The 21,768-nt window shown below is 56.3% G+C and carries 19 protein-coding genes; 13 read left to right on the top strand and 6 right to left on the bottom strand.

All coding sequences use genetic code 11. The features are described 5' to 3' along the window. The first annotated feature begins 456 nt into the window (after positions 1–456). Positions 457–1,200: a DeoR/GlpR family DNA-binding transcription regulator gene (locus L383_RS17190; protein WP_023330371.1), complete on the top strand. Its 744-nt coding sequence runs from the start codon at positions 457–459 to the stop codon at positions 1,198–1,200. A 13-nt stretch (positions 1,201–1,213) separates the two neighbouring features. After that, positions 1,214–2,281 carry an oxidoreductase gene (locus L383_RS17195; protein ID WP_023330370.1) on the top strand — a complete coding sequence of 356 codons (1,068 nt, stop codon included), beginning with the start codon at positions 1,214–1,216 and terminating at the stop codon, positions 2,279–2,281. Between the two features lie 90 nt (positions 2,282–2,371). On the opposite strand, the gene cybB is transcribed toward L383_RS17195, so the two are convergent. Continuing rightward, complete coding sequence (cybB, locus tag L383_RS17200) at positions 2,372–2,902, bottom strand: cytochrome b561 (protein WP_023330369.1); 531 nt, start codon at positions 2,900–2,902, stop codon at positions 2,372–2,374. 190 nt (positions 2,903–3,092) lie between these two features. On the opposite strand from cybB, the gene gap reads away from it, so the two are divergent. Further along, on the top strand, positions 3,093–4,094 hold the full coding sequence (gap, locus tag L383_RS17205; protein ID WP_023330368.1) for a type I glyceraldehyde-3-phosphate dehydrogenase: 1,002 nt from the start codon (positions 3,093–3,095) through the stop codon (positions 4,092–4,094). Between the two features lie 54 nt (positions 4,095–4,148). On the opposite strand, the gene L383_RS17210 is transcribed toward gap, so the two are convergent. After that, on the bottom strand, positions 4,149–4,943 hold the full coding sequence (locus tag L383_RS17210) for a YdcF family protein (RefSeq protein WP_023330367.1): 795 nt from the start codon (positions 4,941–4,943) through the stop codon (positions 4,149–4,151). A 203-nt stretch (positions 4,944–5,146) separates the two neighbouring features. Here L383_RS17210 and L383_RS17215 point away from each other — a divergent pair, with 203 nt between their 5' ends. The 4 genes from L383_RS17215 to L383_RS17230 all read left to right on the top strand — a co-directional run bounded on the left by L383_RS17215 (position 5,147) and on the right by L383_RS17230 (position 10,042). Continuing rightward, a complete protein-coding gene (locus L383_RS17215; protein ID WP_014883761.1) occupies positions 5,147–6,799 on the top strand; it encodes an MFS transporter in 1,653 nt (550 codons plus the stop codon). Between the two features lie 22 nt (positions 6,800–6,821). After that, positions 6,822–7,904 carry an HlyD family secretion protein gene (locus L383_RS17220; RefSeq protein WP_023330366.1) on the top strand — a complete coding sequence of 361 codons (1,083 nt, stop codon included), beginning with the start codon at positions 6,822–6,824 and terminating at the stop codon, positions 7,902–7,904. Continuing rightward, positions 7,901–9,280 (top strand): efflux transporter outer membrane subunit, encoded by a 1,380-nt coding sequence (locus L383_RS17225; RefSeq protein ID WP_023330365.1) that lies wholly within the window; start codon positions 7,901–7,903, stop codon positions 9,278–9,280. Before L383_RS17220 ends, L383_RS17225 begins: the two co-directional genes overlap by 4 nt. A 102-nt stretch (positions 9,281–9,382) precedes the next feature. After that, positions 9,383–10,042: an O-methyltransferase gene (locus tag L383_RS17230; protein WP_023330364.1), complete on the top strand. Its 660-nt coding sequence runs from the start codon at positions 9,383–9,385 to the stop codon at positions 10,040–10,042. 70 nt (positions 10,043–10,112) lie between these two features. Here the strand turns inward: L383_RS17230 and hrpA are convergent, their stop codons facing one another. After that, a complete protein-coding gene (gene hrpA / locus L383_RS17235) occupies positions 10,113–14,015 on the bottom strand; it encodes an ATP-dependent RNA helicase HrpA (RefSeq protein WP_023330363.1) in 3,903 nt (1,300 codons plus the stop codon). Between the two features lie 205 nt (positions 14,016–14,220). On the opposite strand from hrpA, the gene azoR reads away from it, so the two are divergent. Both azoR and L383_RS17245 read left to right on the top strand, forming a co-directional pair. After that, a complete protein-coding gene (azoR, locus tag L383_RS17240; protein ID WP_008502313.1) occupies positions 14,221–14,826 on the top strand; it encodes an FMN-dependent NADH-azoreductase in 606 nt (201 codons plus the stop codon). Positions 14,827–14,915: 89 nt separating this feature from the next. Then, a complete protein-coding gene (locus tag L383_RS17245) occupies positions 14,916–15,602 on the top strand; it encodes an RluA family pseudouridine synthase (RefSeq protein WP_023330362.1) in 687 nt (228 codons plus the stop codon). Between the two features lie 7 nt (positions 15,603–15,609). Here L383_RS17245 and L383_RS17250 read toward each other — a convergent pair whose 3' ends face one another. Beyond that, entirely contained in the window at positions 15,610–16,149 is a 540-nt protein-coding gene (locus L383_RS17250) for a DUF2058 domain-containing protein (protein ID WP_023330361.1), read from the bottom strand. Positions 16,150–16,408: 259 nt separating this feature from the next. Then, positions 16,409–17,566: a DDE-type integrase/transposase/recombinase gene (locus tag L383_RS17255; RefSeq protein ID WP_023330360.1), complete on the bottom strand. Its 1,158-nt coding sequence runs from the start codon at positions 17,564–17,566 to the stop codon at positions 16,409–16,411. A 244-nt stretch (positions 17,567–17,810) separates the two neighbouring features. Here L383_RS17255 and L383_RS17260 point away from each other — a divergent pair, with 244 nt between their 5' ends. Then, complete coding sequence (locus tag L383_RS17260; RefSeq protein WP_014883755.1) at positions 17,811–18,785, top strand: DUF1852 domain-containing protein; 975 nt, start codon at positions 17,811–17,813, stop codon at positions 18,783–18,785. 23 nt (positions 18,786–18,808) lie between these two features. Further along, a complete protein-coding gene (locus tag L383_RS17265; protein ID WP_014883754.1) occupies positions 18,809–19,837 on the top strand; it encodes a methionine synthase in 1,029 nt (342 codons plus the stop codon). A 4-nt stretch (positions 19,838–19,841) separates the two neighbouring features. Here the strand turns inward: L383_RS17265 and L383_RS17270 are convergent, their stop codons facing one another. Next, a complete protein-coding gene (locus L383_RS17270) occupies positions 19,842–20,774 on the bottom strand; it encodes a LysR family transcriptional regulator (protein ID WP_023330359.1) in 933 nt (310 codons plus the stop codon). Between the two features lie 95 nt (positions 20,775–20,869). Between L383_RS17270 and L383_RS17275 the strand changes: the two genes are divergently transcribed. After that, positions 20,870–21,304 (top strand): DMT family transporter, encoded by a 435-nt coding sequence (locus L383_RS17275; RefSeq protein ID WP_014883752.1) that lies wholly within the window; start codon positions 20,870–20,872, stop codon positions 21,302–21,304. Between the two features lie 3 nt (positions 21,305–21,307). Continuing rightward, positions 21,308–21,766 (top strand): DMT family transporter, encoded by a 459-nt coding sequence (locus L383_RS17280; protein WP_023330358.1) that lies wholly within the window; start codon positions 21,308–21,310, stop codon positions 21,764–21,766. The last annotated feature ends 2 nt before the right edge of the window (positions 21,767–21,768 follow it).

Raw genomic sequence — 21,768 nt, 5'->3', positions numbered from 1 at the left:
TAAAACGGGTATTTCAAATGAAACATATAAACCCTCTGTTATTTAAGGAAAATTCCTAATCTACTCTCTGTACATTTTTGCGTTAATTTCCGGGAGCGTCAGACACAAAGATTTTCAAAGAAGTGTCAATTTAAGTCATTGCCTACCTCACGCCAAAATAAAAATCCATTAAAAAACTAAAGTAAGAGATTAAGCGCCATTATAAGTCTAATTTGCAGAGGTTTACTCTGATCAATGGTAGTATAATGGTTACATAATCCAAATCATTAAATAAAACATAACAATAACACTGTGGTTAATATTCAAAACGGCTTAATGATATCTGCTTAATACAAATGTAATAATCACCTACCGGAATGACTGTACCTCCCGACCGCTTACCCCATTCCCCTGCTTCCCTCTGCGCAAAAATGCTGTATTATGCGAATTATTGCGACATTTTGCAGGAGTGCAGCCATGCACAAGACCGCACGTCAACGTTATGTCCTTGATATTTTGAGCGATCAAGGTCAGGCCAGCATTACTGAGCTGGCAGAAAAGCTGCAGGTTTCAGCAGATACCATCCGTCGGGATCTCACCGACCTGGAAAATCAGGGGCTGGCCCAGAAGAACCACGGTGGCGCTATCGCCCTTAATCTTTCCGCCATGAATCGTCAGGGCCGCAACACGCTGCTGCCTGAAACCAAGCAACGCCTGGGGAAACAGGTCGCGCAGGCGGTTCCAGCCGGTTCCACCCTCGTTCTGGATGCCGGCAGCACGGTGATGGCCGTCGCGACCTTTCTTCAGGGGCCTCACACCGTGATCACCACTTCGCTGGACATCGCCCAGCATTTTAGCGACCGGGAAGACATTGATCTGATCCTGCTCGGCGGGAAATGGGACCCGAAACAGCGCCTGTTTGCCGGAAGCGCCACGTTGTCGTTGCTCTCCCGCTATCGGGCAGATATCGCCATTCTTGGGGCGTGCGCCATTCATGCCGAACTCGGCCTGAGTGCCGGTAAAGAGGCCGATGCTGAGGTGAAACGTGCGATGCTCGCCGCAAGCCATGAACACTGGATCGTGGCCGACCATCTGAAAGTTAACCGCTGCGAACCGTATCTGGTTTCGGGGTTATCCGACATTCATCAACTCTTTTTAGATCGTCCCTGGCCTGAGCTTGGGGACCCTGGCGCATTACAGGTCACGGTATGCGCGCAATAACGTGGAGAAGGTCATGAGTAAATTTCAAACAATCAACATTGCGCTGATCGGGTATGGATTTGTGGGTAAAACCTTCCATGCTCCGCTGATCCAGTCCGTGGACGGGCTTAGGCTGGCGGTGGTCTCTTCCCGTGATGAAGAGAAGGTAAAACGCGATCTTCCGGATGTGCTTGTGGTCGCGACACCGGAAGAGGCTATTCAGCATCCTGATATCGACGTGGTGGTGATTGCCTCGCCTAACGCCACTCACGCCCCGCTGGCTACGCTGGCCCTGAACGCCGGGAAACATGTCGTCGTGGATAAGCCTTTTACCCTCGACATGAAGGAAGCCCGCGACCTGATCGCGCTGGCGGATGAAAAACAGCTCCTGCTCTCTGTTTTTCATAACCGCCGCTGGGACAGCGATTTCCTCGGCATTAAACAGATTATTGCGCAAGGCATGCTCGGCAAGGTCAAGCACCTGGAGTCGCATATTGATCGCTTCCGTCCGGAAGTCCGCGTGCGCTGGCGCGAGCAGAACGTTCCCGGTAGCGGTCTGTGGTTTGACCTGGGGCCGCACCTGATCGACCAGACGCTACAGCTGTTTGGCCTGCCTGAGTCGGTTCAGGGGAATATCGCGACGCTGCGCGAGGGTGCGGAGATCGACGACTGGGCGCATGTGGTTTTAAATTACCCGGCGCACAAGGTTATTCTGCATGCCAGCATGCTGGTCGCTGGCGGGACGGCGCGCTTTACCGTTCACGGGGATAAAGGCAGCGTGGTGAAGGCCAGAATCGATCAGCAGGAAGCACAACTGCTTGCGGGTGTGATCCCCGGCAGCGAAACCTGGGGAGAAGACAGCGACAGCATGGTGTTCTTCGGGGCAGACGGTGCAACGCAGACGGTTGTCACGCCGAAAGGCGACCAGCGCCAGTATTACATCCACGTGCGTGATGCGCTGCGCGGGGAAATCCCCCATCCCGTTCACCCTGTCGAGGCGTTAGCGGTCATGGCTGTGCTGGAAGCGGCGGTGAAATCATCAGAGACCGGGACGACGCAGACGCTGGCGTTAACGGCTGAAGAGCGTGCGCTGCTGGGTTAAAAAACAAGCCGGGTGGCGCTGCGCTTACCCGGCCTACGAGTTTGAGCCGTTTGTAGGCCCGTGCAAGCGAAGCGCCGCCGGGCGAAAAGACTACTGACGCTTTTTCGGCATCATGCGCAGCAGCGTATTGTCTTTCCAGAAATAGTGATGCATTAGCGCCGCCGCCGCGTGCAGACCAATCACGAAATAGCCGAGATTGGCGAGCGTCTCGTGCCACTCCTTCAGCATATCCACCAGATCAAAATTCCCTTCCGCCGCATGCGGCATCAGCAGGCCAAAGGCAAACCAGTCGTTTCCGCGGTTATACATCATCACAATGCCAATCAGCGGCAGCGCAATAAACAGCAGATAAACGATGAGATGCCCAAGGTGCGACATACCGGTGATCATCGCTTTGGGTTTCGGCTGAATAGGCGGTGCGGGATATTTAAGACGGATGAGCAATCTCGCCACCATCAGCACCAGCACCGAGATCCCGCAGGAGACGTGGATCATGTTTATCACCGGGCGATCGGTACGCGGGAAAAAGCCTCTAAACTCCATCGCGCAGTAGGCGACGACAACTAACAAAAACACCAGCCAGTGAATCGCAATCTGCAGGCTTGAATATTTAGTACGCATGGGATTTCCTGAAAAAAAAACAGTCACCGCGCCAACATAATCTCCTTTCCTTAAAAATTCATTAACTTTTCTGTATGACTTTTCAGTCACTTCCCTGCGGATGAAGTATCTTCAATTGCCGCCCTGTCCGTGATGGTCTAAGCCTGGATGAGTTCAAACTGTCGTATCGACATGTTCACAGGAGAACACAATGAGTAAAATTGGCATTAACGGATTCGGACGCATTGGACGCCTTGTTCTGCGCCGCCTTCTTGAAACTCAGGACAGTAATACTGTCGTCGCCATCAACGACCTCACCTCCCCGAAAGTGCTGGCTTACCTGCTCAGACATGATTCCAACTACGGTGGCTTCCCGTGGAGCGTAGATTTCACTGAAGATGCGCTGATCGTCGACGGTAAGACCATTGCGGTATACGCGGAGAAAGAGGCAAAGCATATTCCATGGAAAACGGCGGGAGTGGATATTGTCGTGGAGTGCACCGGCTTCTACACCTCTGAAGAGAAATCCCGGGCACATCTGGACGCAGGTGCGAAAAAAGTGCTGATTTCGGCACCTGCAGGTGACATGAAAACCATCGTCTATAGCGTGAATGACGACACGATTAACGCCAGTGACACCATTATTTCCGTCGCGTCCTGCACCACCAACTGCCTGGCCCCGCTGGCAAAAGCCCTGCACGATGCGTTTGAAATAAAAGTGGGCACCATGACCACCATCCATGCCTACACCGGCACCCAGGCGCTGGTCGATGGACCGCGCGGGAAAGATCTACGCGCCTCGCGGGCAGCAGCTGAGAACATTATTCCGCACACGACCGGTGCGGCAAAAGCCATCGGCCTGGTGATCCCTGCGCTCAGCGGCAAGCTGAAAGGCCACGCGCAGCGCGTGCCGGTAAAAACCGGCTCCGTCACCGAGCTGGTCGCCATTCTGGGCAAGAAAGTTACCGTTGAGGAGATCAACGCTGCGCTGAAAAAGGCGACACAGGGGAATAAATCGTTCGGGTATACCGATGATGAAATTGTGTCGTCAGACGTGATTGGTTCGCACTACGGTTCGGTATTCGACGCCACACAGACGGAGGTGTCGGAAGCGGGAGACCTGCAACTGGTGAAGGCCGTCGCGTGGTATGACAACGAGTATGGTTTCGTGACGCAGCTGGTGCGTACGCTGGATAAGTTCGCCGCGCTGTGAAATTCCCCCTCCCCCTGACCCTCTCCCCAAAGGGGCGAGGGGATTGCCCCGTGCTCAGATGATTTTACGCGCCACCTTCAGGACCGGATCCTGCTGAATCTGTTTCCAGGCTTCGGTGACAGCCTCAGGGAATTCGACGTGCGCGATAAAATCCCGGCCGGCCGGGCCATAGCCGTTCTCATCGTCATGCAGACGCGGCAGTTCCCCCATAACCAGCGAATGGTAACGCTCAACGGCCCACAGCCCTGCGTTACCCTCGCTAAATACCACGCCGTTTTTGCCGTTTTGCAGTATTGGCGTCATTCCCGGGTGGCTAATCCACTGCGGAGAAACGGGCTCATCGCGGCAAACGCGGGCGAATGTCGCCATCGTACGGCGCTGCATCGTCGGATCCTGAACCACCAGCATTCGTCCGCTTGTTCGCTGGTGCTGTTTCAGCATGTTCCAGCTAAATCGGGCGTTTTCTCCGCAGTTAGTGGAGCGATCTTCAACCCACAGGCGCGACTCGGGGATCTGCCAGAACTCCCGCGCAATGTCGGCAAGAATGCTTGCTTCCGCCCGCCCGGACACCGGCAGTGGGTGATAACGGGGGTGGTGACGGATCGCATCATACAAAAACGTTGTCGAGTGGCCGATACCGCCGCTAATCAGCAGCGGAACCTGCTTTTCTGCGGCAATACGGCAGGCGGCTTCAATGGTCGGGATCACCGCGTTTCCTGCAAGAATCACCCCATCAACATCCGGGGTTTGAGACGTGCCGCGGAGATCGTCCTGCGCCAGCCATTCACCGACAGTATTGATGGCCGTAAGCGTAGCGTCCGGCAGGACGGGGAAATGGGGCTGAACCATGGTGAACTCCTCCTCAGTGTTACCTCAGGGTAGCGACTTCGACTTATCAACACAACGGCGGTGCTGTGCCGCTCTTTTTCCTTAAAAGCCCTCTCAACATTTGATTAACATGCGTAAATCATATTCACTTGAATTATCATTTGCGGCAGACGTAGAATCGCCAGTCGACACATTTTTCCATTATTTCTAAGGTAAACAACGTTATGCGCCTGCCCGAACGCGATCCTTATGCTCCTCGCGAGTGGCAGCCACATGAGAAACCCGCTCTGCTGGGGTCGCCTTCCACACCTGAACACAGCACGCCCAAACGGATTGCCTACGGCGTCGTGGGCCTGCTGGTGTGCCTGACGGGGGCGCTGGGTAATGCGGTGGTGACCGCCAATCTGCAAAACCTGCAGGGCACCTTCGGCGCCTGGTCAACGGAAATCGCCTGGCTGCCCGCGGTCTATGTGATGACCAACATCTCCATCAACCTGCTGCTGGTCAAATTCCGCCAGCAGTACGGTCTGCGCGCCTTCACCGAAGGGTTTCTGGTGCTGTATGTGCTGGTCACCTTTTTCCATCTGTTTGTTAACGATCTCAGCTCAGCGCTGATGGTGCGCGCCGCGCACGGGATGGTGGCCGCCGCGCTCAGCTCGCTGGGGATTTACTACCAGATCCAGGCCTGGCCGGCGAAACATCGCCTGAAGGCGCTGACCATAGGCATTACCGGCTCGTCACTCGCCATTCCGCTGGCCCGGCTGTTTTCGACTGAACTGCTCCAGCTGGACGAGTGGCGCGGATTGTATTTCTTTGAACTGGGGCTGGCGCTGATCTCCCTGGCCTGCGTGATCGCGCTGAAGCTGCCGCCGGGCGACCGACGCAAGGTCTTTGAGAAGAAAGACTTTGTCACCTTCTTTCTGCTGGCACCGGGCATGGCCTTGCTGTGCGCGGTGCTGTCGCTGGGACGTCTGGACTGGTGGTTTGAAGCGCCGTGGATCGGCTGGTCGCTGGCGTTATCGCTGGTGCTGATTGTGTCCGCCATCGTCTTTGAACATAACCGCACTAACCCACTGCTGAATACCCGCTGGCTGTCGAGCGGCAGCATCGTCCGTCTGGGACTGATTATGCTGCTGATCCGCATCGTGCTGGCGGAGCAAAATACCGGGGTAATTGGCTGGTTACAGTATGTGGGATTACAGAATGAGCAGATGACCCATCTGGCGTGGTCCATTTTCGCCGGGATCGTCTGCGGGATCGTCACCAGCTGTCTCACCATCAAGCCCACAAAACTGGCGTGGCCGATTATCACCTCCCTGGCGCTGATGATCATTGCCTCGCTGCTGGACAGCCAGTCCAATAACCTGACCCGCCCGGACCAGCTGATGGTCAGCCAGTTCCTGCTTGGCTTCGGCAGCGCTTTCTTCCTCGCCCCGGCCATGCTGGCCGCCATTGGCGGAGTGATCGCCGACCCGCGTAATCTGGTCAGCTTCTCGGTCATGTTTGGCATGAGCCAGAACCTCGGCGGTCTGCTCGGGTCGGCGATCCTCGGTACTTTCCAGACCTGGCGTGAGAAGTACCACTCCAGCCTGCTGGCAGACCAGCTCACCACGCTCAACCCGCTGGTCAACGAGCGCATTCAGCTTTATACCCAGATGTATAAAAGCCTGATCGGTGACAGTTCGCTATTGGGGACTCAGGCGATTACCCAACTACAAAGCGTCACCGCCCTTGAGGCAAATATTCTGGCTTACAACGATACTTATCTTCTGACAGCAAGCATCGCTGCCGTCACGCTGGTCTGGATTTTATGGCGCTTGCTGCGTCTGCGCATCACTGCCCGTATGGCGCTGAAGAACGCCACCGGCAACAAGTAATTGAAAGAGTTCTGGAGAATTTATGAGTCAGCAGGATGCCGCCAAAGAGCAGGCCAACACCCGCAAAAATGTGCGCATTGTTTCCGTTTTCACCGCCGCTGCCATCGGTCTTGTCGGCGTGCTGGTGATCCTTTACGCCTGGCAGTTACCGCCCTTTACCCGGCACGTGCAGTTTACCGACAACGCCTACGTGCGGGGACAAACGACGTTTATCAGCCCGCAGGTGAATGGCTATATCACAGAGGTGAAGGTTCAGGACTTTGTGCAGGTCAAAAAAGGCGATCTGCTGCTGCAGATTGATGACCGCATCTACCGTCAGCGGGTGCATCAGGCCGAGGCGCAGCTGGCGATGAAAATTGCCGCCCTGAATAATAACCTGCAGCAGCGTAAAAGCGCCGAAGCGACGATTGCCAAAAATGAAGCCGCGCTGAAAAATGCCCGCGCCCAGAGCCTGAAAACCCAGGCGGATTTGAAGCGCGTGAAGGATCTGACGGCGGATGGGTCACTTTCCGTTCGCGAACGCGATGCCGCCCTGGCAAGCGCGGCTCAGGGCAGCGCCGATATCGACCAGGCGAAAGCAACGCTTGAGATGTCGCGTCAGGATCTGCAGACGGTGATTGTGAACCGCGGGGCGCTGGAGGCGGACGTTGAGAACGCCAAAGCGGCGCTGGAGCTGGCGCAGATCGATCTGCAAAACACCCGCATTGTGGCCCCGCGTGATGGCCAGCTGGGGCAGATTGCCGTGCGTCTCGGGGCGTATGTGACCGCCGGGACCCATCTCACCACCCTTGTGCCCCCCCAGCACTGGGTTATTGCCAATATCAAAGAGACCCAGCTCGCGGAGCTGCGCGTCGGTCAGCCGGTGAAATTCACCGTCGATGCCCTGAACGACAAAGCGTATCAGGGCCGCGTGGAGAGCATCTCTCCCGCAACCGGCGTGGAATTCAGCGCGATCACGCCGGATAACGCCACCGGTAACTTTGTCAAAATTGCCCAGCGAATTCCGGTGCGCATTGAGGTACTCGGTAAGCCAGAGGAATCCGCCCTGCTGCGTCCGGGCATGTCGGTGCAGGTAACAATTGATACGCGGGAGGCAAAACCATGATCCTGCGTCTGATAGCCGGACTGGTCGTGGCGGTGATGCTGGCCGGATGCCAGTCCGTCGACGTCAAACCGGCGCAGCCCACGCTGCACATTCCTGCGCAATGGCGGGCCACCTCGGGGCCGACCAGCCCGACGGAACAGCTCTGGTGGCGTAACTTTCATGACAACCACCTGAACCGCTATGTGGACCAGGCGCTTAAGAATAACAGTGACGTGTTGATCGCCCGCGAACGGATAAACGAGTATCAGGCGCGGGTCTTTGCGGCCGACGGCAGCCTGTTTCCCTCGCTTGACGCGGGCGTCACGGGGACGCGCGCCCGTTCGCAATCCGCTGCGACCGGGTTGCCCGTCTACGGTACGGTGTACAGAGGCAGCCTGACGGCGAGCTACGACGTTGATATCTGGGGCGTCAACCGCAGCACGGCGAATGCCGCTCAGGCGTCGCTGGAGGCGCAAAAAGCCGCCGCTGCCGCCGCGGATTTGACTGTCGCCTCGTCCGTGGCTTCCGGGTACGTCACCCTGCTCTCACTTGACGAACAGCTGCGCGTGACCGAATCCACGCTGAAGTCCCGCGAGGAGGCGTTTAACCTCGCGAAACGTCAGTTTGAAACCGGCTACAGTTCGCGCCTGGAGCTGATGCAGTCTGACTCCGAATTACGTTCAACGCGGGCGCAGGTGCCCGTGTTACAGCATCAGATTGCGCAGCAGGAAAATGCGCTTAGCCTGCTGCTGGGAAGCAATCCCGGCGCGGTAGCGCGCAGCGAAAGCTTTGCAAGGCTAACGCCGCTGAAGCTGCCGTCGCAGCTGCCTTCCACGCTTCTGAACCGTCGGCCGGATATCGTTCAGGCTGAACGCCAGCTGGTGGCGGCGGATGCCTCCCTTGCCGCGTCGCGCGCCAGCCTGCTGCCATCGATCAACCTGACCGCCACCGGATCGATTCAGGATCGTACCCTTTCTGGCCTGCTGGACAATCCGCTTCAGCTCTGGAGCGCCGGGGGCAGTATTCTTGCCCCGCTGCTGAACCGCCAGGCGCTGAATGCGCAGGTGGATATTTCCCAGTCTCAGCGTAACCAGGCGCTGTACGCCTATGAAAAAACCGTGCGTAACGCGTTTGCGGAAGTGAACAACAGCCTTGATGCCATTACGCGCTATCAGGAACAGCTGACGGAGCTACTCGCCCAGCAGGCTGTGGCGCAGGAGACGCTGCGCATTGCGCAGAATCGCTATCGCAACGGCTATTCTTCCTATCTGGACGTGCTGGACGCGCAGCGCACGCTGTTCTCGGTCCAGACCAGCGTCGTGCAGGTGAAAAATAACCTGCTGCTGGCGCAGATTGATTTGTACAGGGCGCTGGGCGGCGGCTGGGGCAGTGCCTGAAATCCTGCCCGGTGGCGCTTCGCTTACCGGTCCTGGATTTCGCACCCGTAGGCCGGGTAAGGCGTAGCCGCCACCCGGCAATCCTTCCCAAGGAGTCAATCTATGCAACAACAGTGGTCTGCAGTAGATAATTTCATGATTTCTTCGCTGATCCCTGACGATGACGTACTGAGTCAGGTACTGGAAAACAACAAGCGCGCCGGGCTGCCCGAGCACGACGTGGCGGCCAACCAGGGGCAGCTGCTGGCGCTGTTCGTGCGCATGACGCAGGCAAGACGCATTCTCGAGATCGGGACGCTGGGTGCCTATAGCTCAATCTGGATGGCGCGCGCCCTGCCGCCGGACGGAAAGCTGATCACGCTGGAGGCCGACCCGAGTCATGCCGACGTTGCGCGTCAGAATATTCACCTGGCGGGGCTGAACGATCGCATTGAACAGGTTGAAGGCCCGGCGCTGAGCTCGCTCGAAAATTTTGGTGACGTTCCGCCGTTCGACCTGATCTTTATTGATGCCGATAAGCCGAACAATCCCGGCTATCTGGAGTGGGCGTTGCACTATTCCCGTCCCGGTACGGTAATTATCGGCGATAACGTGGTTCGCGAGGGTGAAGTCGTTAACGGGCAAAGCGACGACGCGCGCGTGCAGGGCGTGCGGCGTTTTATCGAGATGACTGGAGATAACCCGCGCTTAACCGCCACCGCGTTGCAAACGGTGGGGGTTAAGGGATGGGATGGGTTTACGCTGGCGATTGTGAACGGGTGAGAATTGTGCGGGCTGATGCCCTCACCCCGACCCTCTCCCACAGGGAGAGGGAGAAAATCGGGCAAGGCTTTTAGCCAGAGATCTGCTCCATCGCCTGCAGGATACGCTTATCCGAAATCGGATACGGCGTACCGAGCTGCTGGGCAAAGAAGCTGACGCGTAGCTCCTCGATCATCCAGCGGATCGCCTGCACGTCTTCATCGTCGCGGCGCGCCGGCGGCAGCTTGTTTAGCCACTGCTGCCACGCCTGCTGCACGCTTTCCACTTTCAACATCTGCGCGCGATCGCGGTGCGGGTCGATGGCCATTTTCTCCAGACGTTTTTCAATTGCCTGCAGATAGCGCAGCGTATCGCCGAGACGGTTGAAGCCGTTGCCGGTGACAAAGCCACGATACACCAGCCCCGCCATCTGCGCTTTCACGTCCGACAGCCCCAGCGCCATGGTCATATCCACGCGCCCCTTCAGGCGCTTGTTGATGTTGAACACGGCGGTGAGGATCTGCTCGACCTGTTTGGCAATCTCCACCACGGTGTCGTTGAGCTCCGCGCGGACCTTTTCATGAAGCTGAGCAAAGCCCTCTTCCGTCCAGACCGGACCGCCCGCCTCGTGGATCAGTTTGTCCACGCCGCAGGAGATGCAGTCGTCAATCAGATCCAGCACTTTGCCGTACGGGTTAAAGTACAGACCCAGCTTGGCCTTGTTCGGCAACTTCTCGTGCAGATATTTAATCGGCGACGGAATGTTCAGCAGCAGCAGGCGACGCAGCCCGCGCCACATCATCTGCTGCTGTTCCTGCGGATTATCAAACAGCTTGATCGCCACGCTGTCGCGCTCGTCCACCAGCGCTGGCCAGGCTTTCACCTTATAGTTACCGCGTTTTTGCTCGTAGCTTTCCGGAAGCTGACCAAAACTCCAGATATGCAGTCCGCTCTGCTCGATACCGTCGTCCGCCACCGCAGAGAGCGTCTCCTGGACTTTCCCTTTCAGCGCCTCTTTTAGCTCGCTCAGGGAACGCCCTTCCAGCAGCTTTTTGTTTTTATCATCCACCACGCGGAAGCTGATTTTCAGGTGATCGGGTACCTGTTCCCAGTTCCAGTCTTCGCGGTCAATGGTGGTGCCTGTCATGCGGCGGAATTCTCGCTCCAGCGCGTCCAGCAGCGGCAGCTCCAGCGGCGTGACGCGGCCCAAAAACGCTTCCGCGTAGTTCGGCGCAGGCACAAAATTACGCCGCACCGGTTTCGGCAGCGATTTAATCAGCGCAATGACCAGCTCGCGGCGCAGGCCGGGGATCTGCCATTCAAACCCGCTCTCGTCGACCTGGTTTAACAGCGGCAGCGGAATGTGGACGGTCACGCCGTCCGCATCGGCCCCCGGTTCAAACTGATAGGTCAGACGCAGCTTGAGATTGCCCTGATGCCAGAAGTTCGGGTAGTCGAGCTTGCTGACCGACTCCGCCCCCTCTTTAATCAACATGCTCTTTTCAAAATTGAGCAGGTCCGGCGTCTCTTTACTGGCCTTCTTCCACCAGCTGTCAAAGTGGCGGGCGGAAATCACATCGTGACTGATGCGCTGATCGTAAAACTCGAACAGCGCCTCGTCGTCTACCAGGATGTCGCGACGGCGGGATTTATGCTCAAGCTCTTCCACTTCGGCGCGCAGCTTCAGGTTTTCGCGGAAGAACGCATGGCGCGTCTGCCAGTCGCCCTCCACCAGCGCGTGGCGGATAAACAGCTCGCGGCTGAGCGCCGGGTCAATCTGGCTGTAGTTGACCTTACGCGCGGCCACCACCGGCAGGCCATAAACGGTCACCTTCTCGGTCGCCATCACTGCCCCCTGCGCACGCTCCCAGTGTGGTTCACTGTATGAGCGTTTCAGCAGATGCTGCGCGACTGGCTCAACCCATTCCGGGTCGATCCGCGCGGCAATGCGTCCCCACAGGCGGCTGGTTTCCACCAGCTCGGCCACCATGGTCCACTTCGGCGGCTTCTTGAATAAGCCGGAACCGGGGAAGATGGAGAAACGGGCATTGCGCGCGCCGGTATACTCCTGCTTCTCTGCGTCCTTCATCCCAATGTGGGACAGCAGGCCGGTCAGCAGCGCGATATGAATTTCACGGTACTCCGCCGGCTCGCTGTTCACCGGAATGCCCAGCTCTTTCACCACCTGGCGCAGCTGAGTGTAGATATCCTGCCACTCGCGCACGCGCAGGTAGTTGAGGAAATCCACGCGGCACTGGCGGCGGAACTGGTTCGAGGAGAGCGCTTTCTGCTGCTCGCCGAGATAGTTCCACAGGTTCACGAAGGCGAGGAAATCGGACTCTTTGTCGTGGAAGCGACGGTGTTTTTCATCTGACGCCTGCTGTTTATCCATCGGACGCTCGCGCGGATCCTGAATGGAGAGCGCAGAGGTGATAATCATCGCCTCGCGCACGCAGCCGTGCTTCTGGGCTTCCAGCACCATGCGTGCCAGACGCGGGTCGACCGGCAACTGGCTGAGCTGACGACCCAACGGCGTCAGTTTATAGACCGTAGCCTGTTCGTCGGTGGTAATGGCCCCCAACTCTTCCAGCAGGCGGACACCATCCTGAATGTTGCGTTTGTCCGGCGCTTCCACGAACGGGAACGCCGCGATGTCGCCCAGCCCCAGGGCGGTCATCTGCAGGATAACGGACGCCAGGTTGGTGCGCAGAATTTCCGGGTCGGTAAACTCCGGGCGCGACAGGAAATCGTCTTCGGAATAGAGACGAATACAGATCCCTTCCGACACACGACCGCAGCGGCCTTTACGCTGGTTGGCCGACGCCTGAGAAACCGGCTCTATTGGCAGGCGTTGCACCTTGGTGCGGTAGCTGTAGCGGCTGATACGCGCCGTGCCCGGGTCGATCACGTATTTGATCCCCGGTACGGTCAGCGAGGTTTCCGCCACGTTGGTCGCCAGCACAATGCGGCGTCCGCCGTGCGGCTGGAACACGCGGTTCTGCTCGCTGTTCGACAGGCGCGCGTACAGGGGCAGGATCTCCGTATGACGCAGATCGCGCTTGCTGAGCGCATCGGCGGTGTCGCGAATTTCGCGCTCGCCGCTCATAAAGATCAGAATGTCGCCCGCACTTTCGTTGCCCAGTTCGTCGACAGCGTCGAAGATGGCCTGGAGCTGGTCGCGCTCGGTATCATCCGCCTCTTCGACAATCGGGCGATAGCGCACTTCCACCGGGTACGTGCGTCCTGACACTTCAATTATCGGCGCATTGTTGAAATGCTTCGAGAAGCGCTCCGGGTCGATGGTCGCGGAGGTGATGATGATTTTCAGATCCGGACGACGCGGCAGCAGTTCTTTCAGGTAACCGAGCAGGAAGTCAATGTTCAGGCTGCGCTCGTGCGCTTCGTCGATGATGATGGTGTCGTATTGCATCAGCAGGCGATCCTGCTGGATTTCCGCCAGCAGGATACCGTCAGTCATCAGCTTGACCATGGTGTTATCGCTGACGTGGTCGCTGAATCGCACCTTGTAACCGATGCAGCCGCCCGGCTCGGTTTGCAGCTCTTCGGCAATACGGTTCGCCACGGTACGCGCCGCCAGACGACGCGGCTGGGTGTGGCCAATCAGACCTTTCACCCCGCGTCCCAGCTCCATGCAGATTTTCGGCAGCTGAGTGGTTTTCCCCGAACCGGTTTCCCCTGCGACAATTACCACCTGGTGGTCGCGCACGGCTTCCAGGATGTCCTGTTTTTTCTGACTGACAGGCAGGTTTTCCGGGTAGGTAATTGCCGGACGTGCAGCTTCGCGCAGCACAACTTTCCCTGCTGCCTGTTCAATCTCTTTCGCCATCTCCTGATAAATGGCCTGTTGTGCATCAGGATTTTTAACCTTCTTCACACCGTGCAGACGACGCGCAAACCGCTGTTTATCGCGCAGCATCAGGGCATCAAGCCTTTGCAGGAGCATCGGGAAGGTGATTTTTTGGTGTTCTGTCATAGCGTTAATGGGCAGTGCTCTGCCGGGTAAAATCTCTTTTTAATGATTGCTATAGAGTACCACATTGACGCTTTCTGCGCCTTATTCAAAAAATTCGAACATAGACTTCGATATATTGCGCTATCTCTGTGGCAGGATTGTGAATAGAGTGTCAACAAGCAACGGGGCAACCCCCTTCAATCAAATGCAAAAACAGGAATCACCCATGAGCAAAGTATTAGTGTTGAAATCCAGTATTCTGGCAGGGTACTCTCAGTCTGGTCAGCTGTCTGATTATTTCGTTGAACAGTGGCGTGAACAGCATTCCGCTGACGAAATCACCGTGCGCGACCTGGCGGCAAACCCTATTCCTGTGCTGGACGGTGAACTGGTTGGCGCGCTGCGTCCGAGCGATGCTCCGCTGAGCCCGCGTCAGCAGGAAGCCCTGGCCCTGTCCGACGAACTGATTGCTGAGCTGCAGGCGCACGACGTTATCGTGATTAACGCCCCAATGTACAACTTCAACATCCCTACTCAGCTGAAGAACTACTTCGACCTGGTGGCGCGTGCTGGCGTAACCTTCCGTTACACTGAAAACGGCCCTGAAGGTCTGGTGAAAGGCAAGCGTGCGATCGTACTGACCAGCCGCGGCGGTATCCATAAAGACACCCCAACCGACCTGGTTGCGCCGTACCTGAGCCTGTTCCTGGGCTTCATCGGCATCACTGACGTGAACTTCGTGTTCGCGGAAGGCATCGCTTACGGTCCTGAAGTGGCAACGAAAGCGCAGACCGACGCGAAAGCCGCGATTGACAGCCTGGTTGCCGCCTAAGATTTCCCCCTCTCACCGCCCGGTGGGAGGGTTTTTCTTTTCTCCACATTTCGTTATCATCCGCTCCCACTCTCCAGCCGGGCGGCCTGATGTCTGCGATTATTGATTCTTTTATTGCCCCACCGTGTCATGACGACATCGAGATCCTCTGGCAGGATGAACATCTGCTGCTGATCAATAAGCCTTCCGGTCTGCTCAGCCTCTCGGGGAAAAATCCGCAAAACCTTGATTCTGTCCATTATCGTCTGGTTCAGACGTTCCCGGGCTGCACGCTGGTACATCGTCTCGATTTCGGCACGTCCGGGCTGATGGTGATTGCGCGTAATAAAGCGATCAATGCGGCGCTCTGCCAGCAGTTCAGCCAGCGCAGCGTGGAGAAAGTTTACAGCGCCCTGCTTTGCGGACATCTGGAAAACGATGAGGGCGTGATAGATGCCCCGATTGCCAAAGATCCGGCGCTGTTCCCGCTGATGTCAATCTGCGCCATTAACGGTAAACCCGCCCGCTCCCGCTATCGGGTGGTGGAACGTTTTTATCAGGGAACGGGAGTGCCGTTAACGCGGGTGACGCTTACCCCGGAAACCGGGCGAACCCATCAGCTGCGTATTCACTGCCAGCAGCTGGGGCACCCGATTCTGGGCTGCGATCTGTATGGCGGTCTTGACGCGCCGGGGGCGGAAATCACGCCCCGGCTGATGCTGCATGCCTGCGAGCTGAATTTTATTCATCCGGTGAGCGGCGAGCCGGTTACTGCCCGTCACACCGCCCCGTTCTGACGGCGGTTTACCACATCAAATCGTCAGGGATTTTGAAGTCCGCGTAGGGATCGTCTTCATCCTGCTCTTCCTGACTGAGCGCGCTGTTTAACACAATGCAGTCGGCATCACGCTGGGCAATTTTATCGGCCACGACTGCCGGGATAATCGCGTATTCACAGTCGCCGCTGACGTTAATCACCAGACGGGCAATCGCCAGACGGCCGTTGATCAGCTGAGTCTGGGTTTGCTTGTCGACGTCGAGTTTTTTGATCAGATTACCGTCAGTGAAGTTAAAGGTGATATTGCCTTTCGCCACGGTGATGCGGTTCATTTCAATCAGCTGCTTCACCTGTGCTTTAAACTCTTTTGCCAGCACGGCCTGCTTCTGCTGTTCGCTGAGCTGCTTGTCACGCTCGATCTGCGCTTTTTTATTCTCTTCTACTGCTTCGCGCGCCTCACGAGCCTGAACGCGTGATTTCTTTGCCGTACGCTGCACTTTCGCCGCTTTCTTGCTGCTAACGAGGCCCGCTTTCAGCATCTGCTCTTGTAAGGTGAGTTTTGTCATGATCGTTTCTAAACCGGTTGGAAATTTTGGGGATTATAGCGGGAATTGAAGAGAAATAAAAAAATGCCAATCCTCTACAGCGGGTTAACGGTGACGGCAAAGCACATATTGCAGACATATTGCAGACATATTGCGAGCTTCGCCCGGCGGCGCTGCGCTTGCACGGGCCTACAAACGACGCTGAACCGTAGGCCGGGTAAGCGCAGTGTATGACCGGATACATAGGTGACAGATCAGACCGGGAACATAGGTAACACTTTTAGTCTATCCGGAGCACACTCTGGGTTTTTCGGTCGTAGTACGCAAGTGTTATTCCATTAAAGATGATGGCCTCAAGGCCATCATCTTGTTCTTCCAGCATGATGTACTCCCCAGTCAGTGCTTCACTCAGGAACACCGTACCCTTTTTTCCCATATAGAGGGTCCCCCTCGATTTCACCCTGTAGACTGTACCTCCTTCCGGATAAGCATATTCAGGAACACGGCCATCCCAGTGTCGGTTTGAGGGTTGCCATACCGTTCCGGGCGTTGCACCCGCCAGTGCTTCATGCGGCCTTTCGTAGTTAAATTCTTTCCGGTAGTCACTGAACCACCGCTGTTGTTCTTCCATCGTCATGAAGGTGTTGCCCTGTTTCACCGCACTTTTCAGGGAGCGGTGCATTCGCTCATGGCGGCCATTTTCTTCCGGATGCCCCTTTCTGATACGCTCCGGCCTGATGCCCAGCTTGATTAGCCAGACGGCAAGACGACTTAATCCGGCTATTCCTGTTCCCGCGAAGGGCTGGCCGTTATCGGTTCTGAGCACTTCCGGCAGACCATATTCCAGGAACGCATCCGTCAGGCACTCTCTGACAAAGGGTTCACTCTCACGGTGTGTTCCCCGGCAGCTGAGCAGATACCGGCTGTGATTATCGGTCAGGGTGAAAGGATGGCAGTACTCTCTGCTGAGCAGCCTGAATTTGCCTTTAAAATCAGCGCTCCAGACCTGATTGTTCTCACTGATGATGGTCAGGGGCTGGCGATTGCCTGGTGTTCTGCGTTTTCGTTTTTTATCCGGAACCAGGCCTTCGCGCTTGAGGATATCGCCGATAGTGCTGGCGGCAGGCACGTTAAAATCGACGTGATGATTGAGCAGCCACATCCGCAGTTTTTTTGGCCCCCAGTCAGGGTGTTTTTGACGCAGGGCAGTCAGGTGTCCGGCGATATCATCAGGAACCGTCCGGGAGTGGGAGCGTGGCGCACGCGACCGGTCCGAGAGAGATGACAGGTCAGAAGGGTCAAAACGCTGAAGCCATTTATAGCCGGTTTTACGGCTGATGCCAAAAAGACGGCAAAGCGCGGAGAAGGAGTCCGTACCTGCATGGCAGGCACGGATAAAATCAAGGCGTTGCATAGGTCGGGTCTCAGTCCAGGGCATAGCGAGTCTCCTCTTCTATGCCAGTTATAACTGTTACCCATGTATCCGGTCTAAAGTGTTACCCATGTTTCCGGTTCATACCGCAGCGCCACCCGGCAAGAAGGCAGCGACACGCGAGTATCACGCTTCATGAACTTCGCTCATGTTGCAGTGAAATTAAGTCACTTCCCCTGCGCCGCGGGGTCAGGCATAAATTATGCATCGGTAACTTCTTAGCAACATGAACTTAGGATGCATAACGACAATGAGCAAAGCTTTCACCTATACCCTTAAGCGCAGTTGCTTCGATGAAAATTACAACCCGTCAGAAAATACGCGTACCACCACCAACTTTGCCAACCTGGCGCGCGGAGAAAAGCGTCAGGAAAACCTGCGCAATACCCTGGTGATGATCAATAACCGCTTCAACGCACTGGCGCGCTGGGATAACCCCAACGCCGATCGCTACGCGGTTGAGCTTGAAATTATCTCCGTCGATCTGAACATTGGTGCGGATAAGCCGTTCCCGGCCATTGAGATATTGCAAACCACCATCGTCGACAAGAAAAATAACCTGCGTATCCCGGGGATTGTCGGCAATAACTTTTCGTCCTACGTGCGGGATTATGATTTCAGCGTTCTGCTGCTTGAACATAACAAGAACCAACAGCACTTCAGCGTTCCGGAAAAGTTTGGTGAATTGCACGGCAACATATTCCGCCATTTTGTGAGTTCGCCGGAATACAAAGAGAACTTCAGAAAAGGACCGGTGATCTGCCTCAGCGTTTCCAGCAAAGACACCTACCGCCGCACCGGCAACCAGCATCCTGTTCTTGGCATTGAGTATCAGCCGGATGGCGAGTCATTAACGGAACTGTACTTTGCCAAAATGGGCCTGAAGGTGCGCTATTTCATGCCAGAAAACAGCGTGGCACCCTTTGCGTTCTTTTATACCGGTGATTTGCTGAACGATTACAGCAATCTTGAACTGATCGCCACCATCAGCACGATGGAAACGTTTCAGAAAATCTATCGCCCGGAAATTTATAACGCCAACTCGTCGGCGGGACTGTGCTTCCGACCGGATCTGAACCAGCAGGATCACTCATTCACCAAAATTGTTTATGACCGTGAAGAACGAAGCCGTCTGGCGATTGAACAGGGTCGATTCACCGAAGAATACTTTATTAAGCCTTATAAACACATTCTTGAGCAGTGGTCTGATAACTACACGCTTTAATTCATCAAAATAGGTCTTTTATTATGAAAACATTGCTCCCGACGTCTACGGCTGGCAGCCTGCCTAAGCCGACCTGGCTTGCACAACCTGAAACGCTGTGGTCTCCGTGGAAATTAGAGGATCAGGAATTACTGGCAGGAAAACAGGATGCGCTGCGTTTGTCACTGGATGAGCAGATCCGTGCGGGAATCGACATTGTCAGCGACGGCGAACAGACCCGCCAGCACTTCGTCACCACCTTTATCGAACACCTGAGCGGCGTGGATTTTGAAAACCGCCAGACGGTACGCATTCGTAATCGTTATGACGCCAGCGTGCCGACCGTGGTTTCTGCTGTGGCACGTCAGAAACCGGTATTCGTCGACGATGCAAAGTACCTGCGCCAGCTCACGGATAAGCCGATCAAATGGGCCCTCCCCGGACCGATGACCATGATCGACACCCTTTACGACGCGCACTATAAAAGCCGCGAAAAGCTGGCCTGGGAATTCGCCAAAATCCTCAATCAGGAAGCGCGGGAGCTAGAGGCTGCAGGCGTGGATATTATCCAGTTCGACGAACCGGCATTTAACGTCTTTTTTGACGAGGTCAACGACTGGGGCATCGCCGCGCTGGAACGCGCCATTGAAGGGCTGAAGTGCGAAACTGCGGTCCATATCTGCTATGGCTACGGCATCAAAGCCAATACCGACTGGAAAAAAACGCTCGGCTCTGAGTGGCGCCAGTACGAAGAGGCTTTCCCTAAGCTGCAGACCTCGAACATCGACATTATCTCTCTGGAGTGCCACAACTCCCGCGTGCCGATGGATCTGCTGGCGCTGATCCGCGGTAAAAAAGTGATGGTTGGCGCGATTGATGTGGCAACGAACACCGTTGAAACGCCGGAGGAAGTCGCCGATACCCTGCGTAAAGCGCTGCAGTTTGTCGATGCCGACAAGCTTTACCCTTCGACCAACTGCGGTATGGCCCCCCTTTCCCGTCACGTCGCAAACGGTAAGCTGAGAGCCCTCAGCGCAGGCGCAGAGATTATCCGCAAAGAGCTCGGCGCGTAATCCTTTACGTTTGCCAGTACGGCGGCGTACCAAAGCGTTCGACGTAATAATCAATCACCGCCCTGACGTTCAGGGGCGGATGACGTGCATGTGGATAGATCGCCGCAATGTTCAGCGGCTCCGTGTTGATCGCACACGCCATTTCCGGCAGAAGTGCGACAAGCTCTCCCCGCTGGAGCCTGTCGCCAATCAGCCAGTCCGGAAACAGGACGATCCCCATCCCGCCCAGCGCGGCAGTGAGCAACGACTCCGCATTATTGGATGTCATCCGCGCCACCACCGGATAGTGTATCCAGTTCTCCCCCTCGCGACGCACCAGCCAGCGGTTAGGCCCGGACGAACCGCGATAGACCAGACATTGATGATCGCTCAGCGTGGCCGGATCGTCCGGCACACCGTGTTTGCGCAGATACGCGGGCGACGCGGCAAGATGGTAACGCTGCTGACCAAAAATGCGGGCGTGGAACGTCGAGTCCGTCAACATGCCAATGCGAAAGATAAGATCGGCCGCATCCCGGTGCGGGTCGATAAAGTCATCGGTCAGCGTGAGCTCAATGTTTAACCGCGGATAACGCTCGGTCAGCTCCGCCAGGCCTGGCGCAACATGCCTCTGCCCAAAAAATACCGGCCCATTAATGCGGATTGTGCCGGATGGTTCCGACGAACGTTCATCCAGCTCACGCCGCGCCTCTTCGACGTTTTCGACCATCGCCCGGGCATAGCGGATAAACAGATGACCACTTTCTGTGGGGATCACCGCGCGCGTATTGCGGTAGAACAGCTGCTGACCGAGGGCATCCTCAAGCTGGTGAATAACGCGCGATATCTGTGAGGCTGATATCCCCTGCCGCCGCGCGACGACGGAGAAATTCTGCGCTTCATAGACCTCAATAAAGATCAGCAGCGCGCGGACGTTGATATTACTGGCATCGAACATTAATGCATTTCCTGCAAAGGTGTTTCCTGCATTATGGCATTTTTCTCACTGGACGACCGACGTAATCTTCTTCGCCTTAAAACGGAGGAAGCGTTATGCAGTTTGTGTTGATTTTACTGGTGATAGCCGGAGGGATGGGTCTCTCCATTGAGGCGGGATTACTGGGGCCACTGGGGGGCGAAGTGGGCGACTTATGGGCCACGTTCAGCATTTTTGGGGTCGGTGCCGCACTGACGTTTTTACTGATGCTGTTTTTTAGCCCGCGTAACAGCCCCTCGTTTTTTGCCCAGCCCGGCTGGCAGTTGCTCGGCGGCGTGCTCGGCCCGGTGTACGTGGTCATCCTGACCGTTGCGACACCCGCCATCGGCATCGCAATGACCATGATTGGGATTTTGGCCGGTCAGGTCTTTAAAAGCCTGATCATTGACCACTACGGTCTGCTGGGCTCGCCGCACAGAAAGATAAATGCGAAGCGCATTATTGCACTGGGGTTCATCATTGCGGCACTGGTTCTGGTCGCACAGGGGTAACATATGACACTGATTATGATTCTTCTCGCCGTTTGCGGCGGCGCTACGCTGAGCATTCAGGCCGCGATTAACGGACAGCTCGGCAGCAGCGTGGGGGTATTCAAAAGCGCGTTTCTGACCTTTTCCGTCGGCGCACTGGTGACCGCCCTGCTCATATTTTTCTTTGAGCCTAAGCATGCGGTCACGCTGCTGGACGTACCCAAATGGCAGCTCCTCGGCGCGATGTTTGGCGTGCCCTATATCGTGATTATGGTGCTTGCCGTACAGCGCATCGGCACCGCCGTCGCCACGGTGGCGGTGATATTCGGCCAGCTCACCATGAGCATGTTGATAGATAACTTTGGCTGGTTGGGTAATCCCGCTATTCCCTTTTCGCCGAGCCGTCTGGGCGCGGTTATCTGCCTGGGGATTGCGCTGTATTTCATCTACTCGAGCAGCAAAATCTACAGCGCCCGCGACTAGAC

Origin of the sequence: Enterobacter sp. MGH 37, from assembly GCF_000534515.1 — a bacterium.
GTDB lineage: Bacteria > Pseudomonadota > Gammaproteobacteria > Enterobacterales > Enterobacteriaceae > Enterobacter > Enterobacter kobei.
Note: the sequence above shows the minus strand (reverse complement) of the source record. Positions and strands in the feature narration are given on the sequence as shown.

Coding starts and splice junctions, on each gene's coding strand:
- L383_RS17250 (WP_023330361.1), bottom strand. CDS start 16,149: ATGACAAAACTCACCTTACAAGAGCAGATGCTGAAAGCGGGCCTCGTT.
- cybB (WP_023330369.1), bottom strand. CDS start 2,902: ATGCGTACTAAATATTCAAGCCTGCAGATTGCGATTCACTGGCTGGTG.
- L383_RS17190 (WP_023330371.1), top strand. CDS start 457: ATGCACAAGACCGCACGTCAACGTTATGTCCTTGATATTTTGAGCGAT.
- L383_RS17245 (WP_023330362.1), top strand. CDS start 14,916: ATGTCTGCGATTATTGATTCTTTTATTGCCCCACCGTGTCATGACGAC.
- L383_RS17215 (WP_014883761.1), top strand. CDS start 5,147: ATGCGCCTGCCCGAACGCGATCCTTATGCTCCTCGCGAGTGGCAGCCA.
- azoR (WP_008502313.1), top strand. CDS start 14,221: ATGAGCAAAGTATTAGTGTTGAAATCCAGTATTCTGGCAGGGTACTCT.
- L383_RS17280 (WP_023330358.1), top strand. CDS start 21,308: ATGACACTGATTATGATTCTTCTCGCCGTTTGCGGCGGCGCTACGCTG.
- L383_RS17270 (WP_023330359.1), bottom strand. CDS start 20,774: ATGTTCGATGCCAGTAATATCAACGTCCGCGCGCTGCTGATCTTTATT.
- L383_RS17230 (WP_023330364.1), top strand. CDS start 9,383: ATGCAACAACAGTGGTCTGCAGTAGATAATTTCATGATTTCTTCGCTG.
- L383_RS17260 (WP_014883755.1), top strand. CDS start 17,811: ATGAGCAAAGCTTTCACCTATACCCTTAAGCGCAGTTGCTTCGATGAA.
- L383_RS17210 (WP_023330367.1), bottom strand. CDS start 4,943: ATGGTTCAGCCCCATTTCCCCGTCCTGCCGGACGCTACGCTTACGGCC.
- L383_RS17255 (WP_023330360.1), bottom strand. CDS start 17,566: ATGCCCTGGACTGAGACCCGACCTATGCAACGCCTTGATTTTATCCGT.
- L383_RS17220 (WP_023330366.1), top strand. CDS start 6,822: ATGAGTCAGCAGGATGCCGCCAAAGAGCAGGCCAACACCCGCAAAAAT.
- gap (WP_023330368.1), top strand. CDS start 3,093: ATGAGTAAAATTGGCATTAACGGATTCGGACGCATTGGACGCCTTGTT.
- L383_RS17265 (WP_014883754.1), top strand. CDS start 18,809: ATGAAAACATTGCTCCCGACGTCTACGGCTGGCAGCCTGCCTAAGCCG.
- L383_RS17275 (WP_014883752.1), top strand. CDS start 20,870: ATGCAGTTTGTGTTGATTTTACTGGTGATAGCCGGAGGGATGGGTCTC.
- hrpA (WP_023330363.1), bottom strand. CDS start 14,015: ATGACAGAACACCAAAAAATCACCTTCCCGATGCTCCTGCAAAGGCTT.
- L383_RS17195 (WP_023330370.1), top strand. CDS start 1,214: ATGAGTAAATTTCAAACAATCAACATTGCGCTGATCGGGTATGGATTT.
- L383_RS17225 (WP_023330365.1), top strand. CDS start 7,901: ATGATCCTGCGTCTGATAGCCGGACTGGTCGTGGCGGTGATGCTGGCC.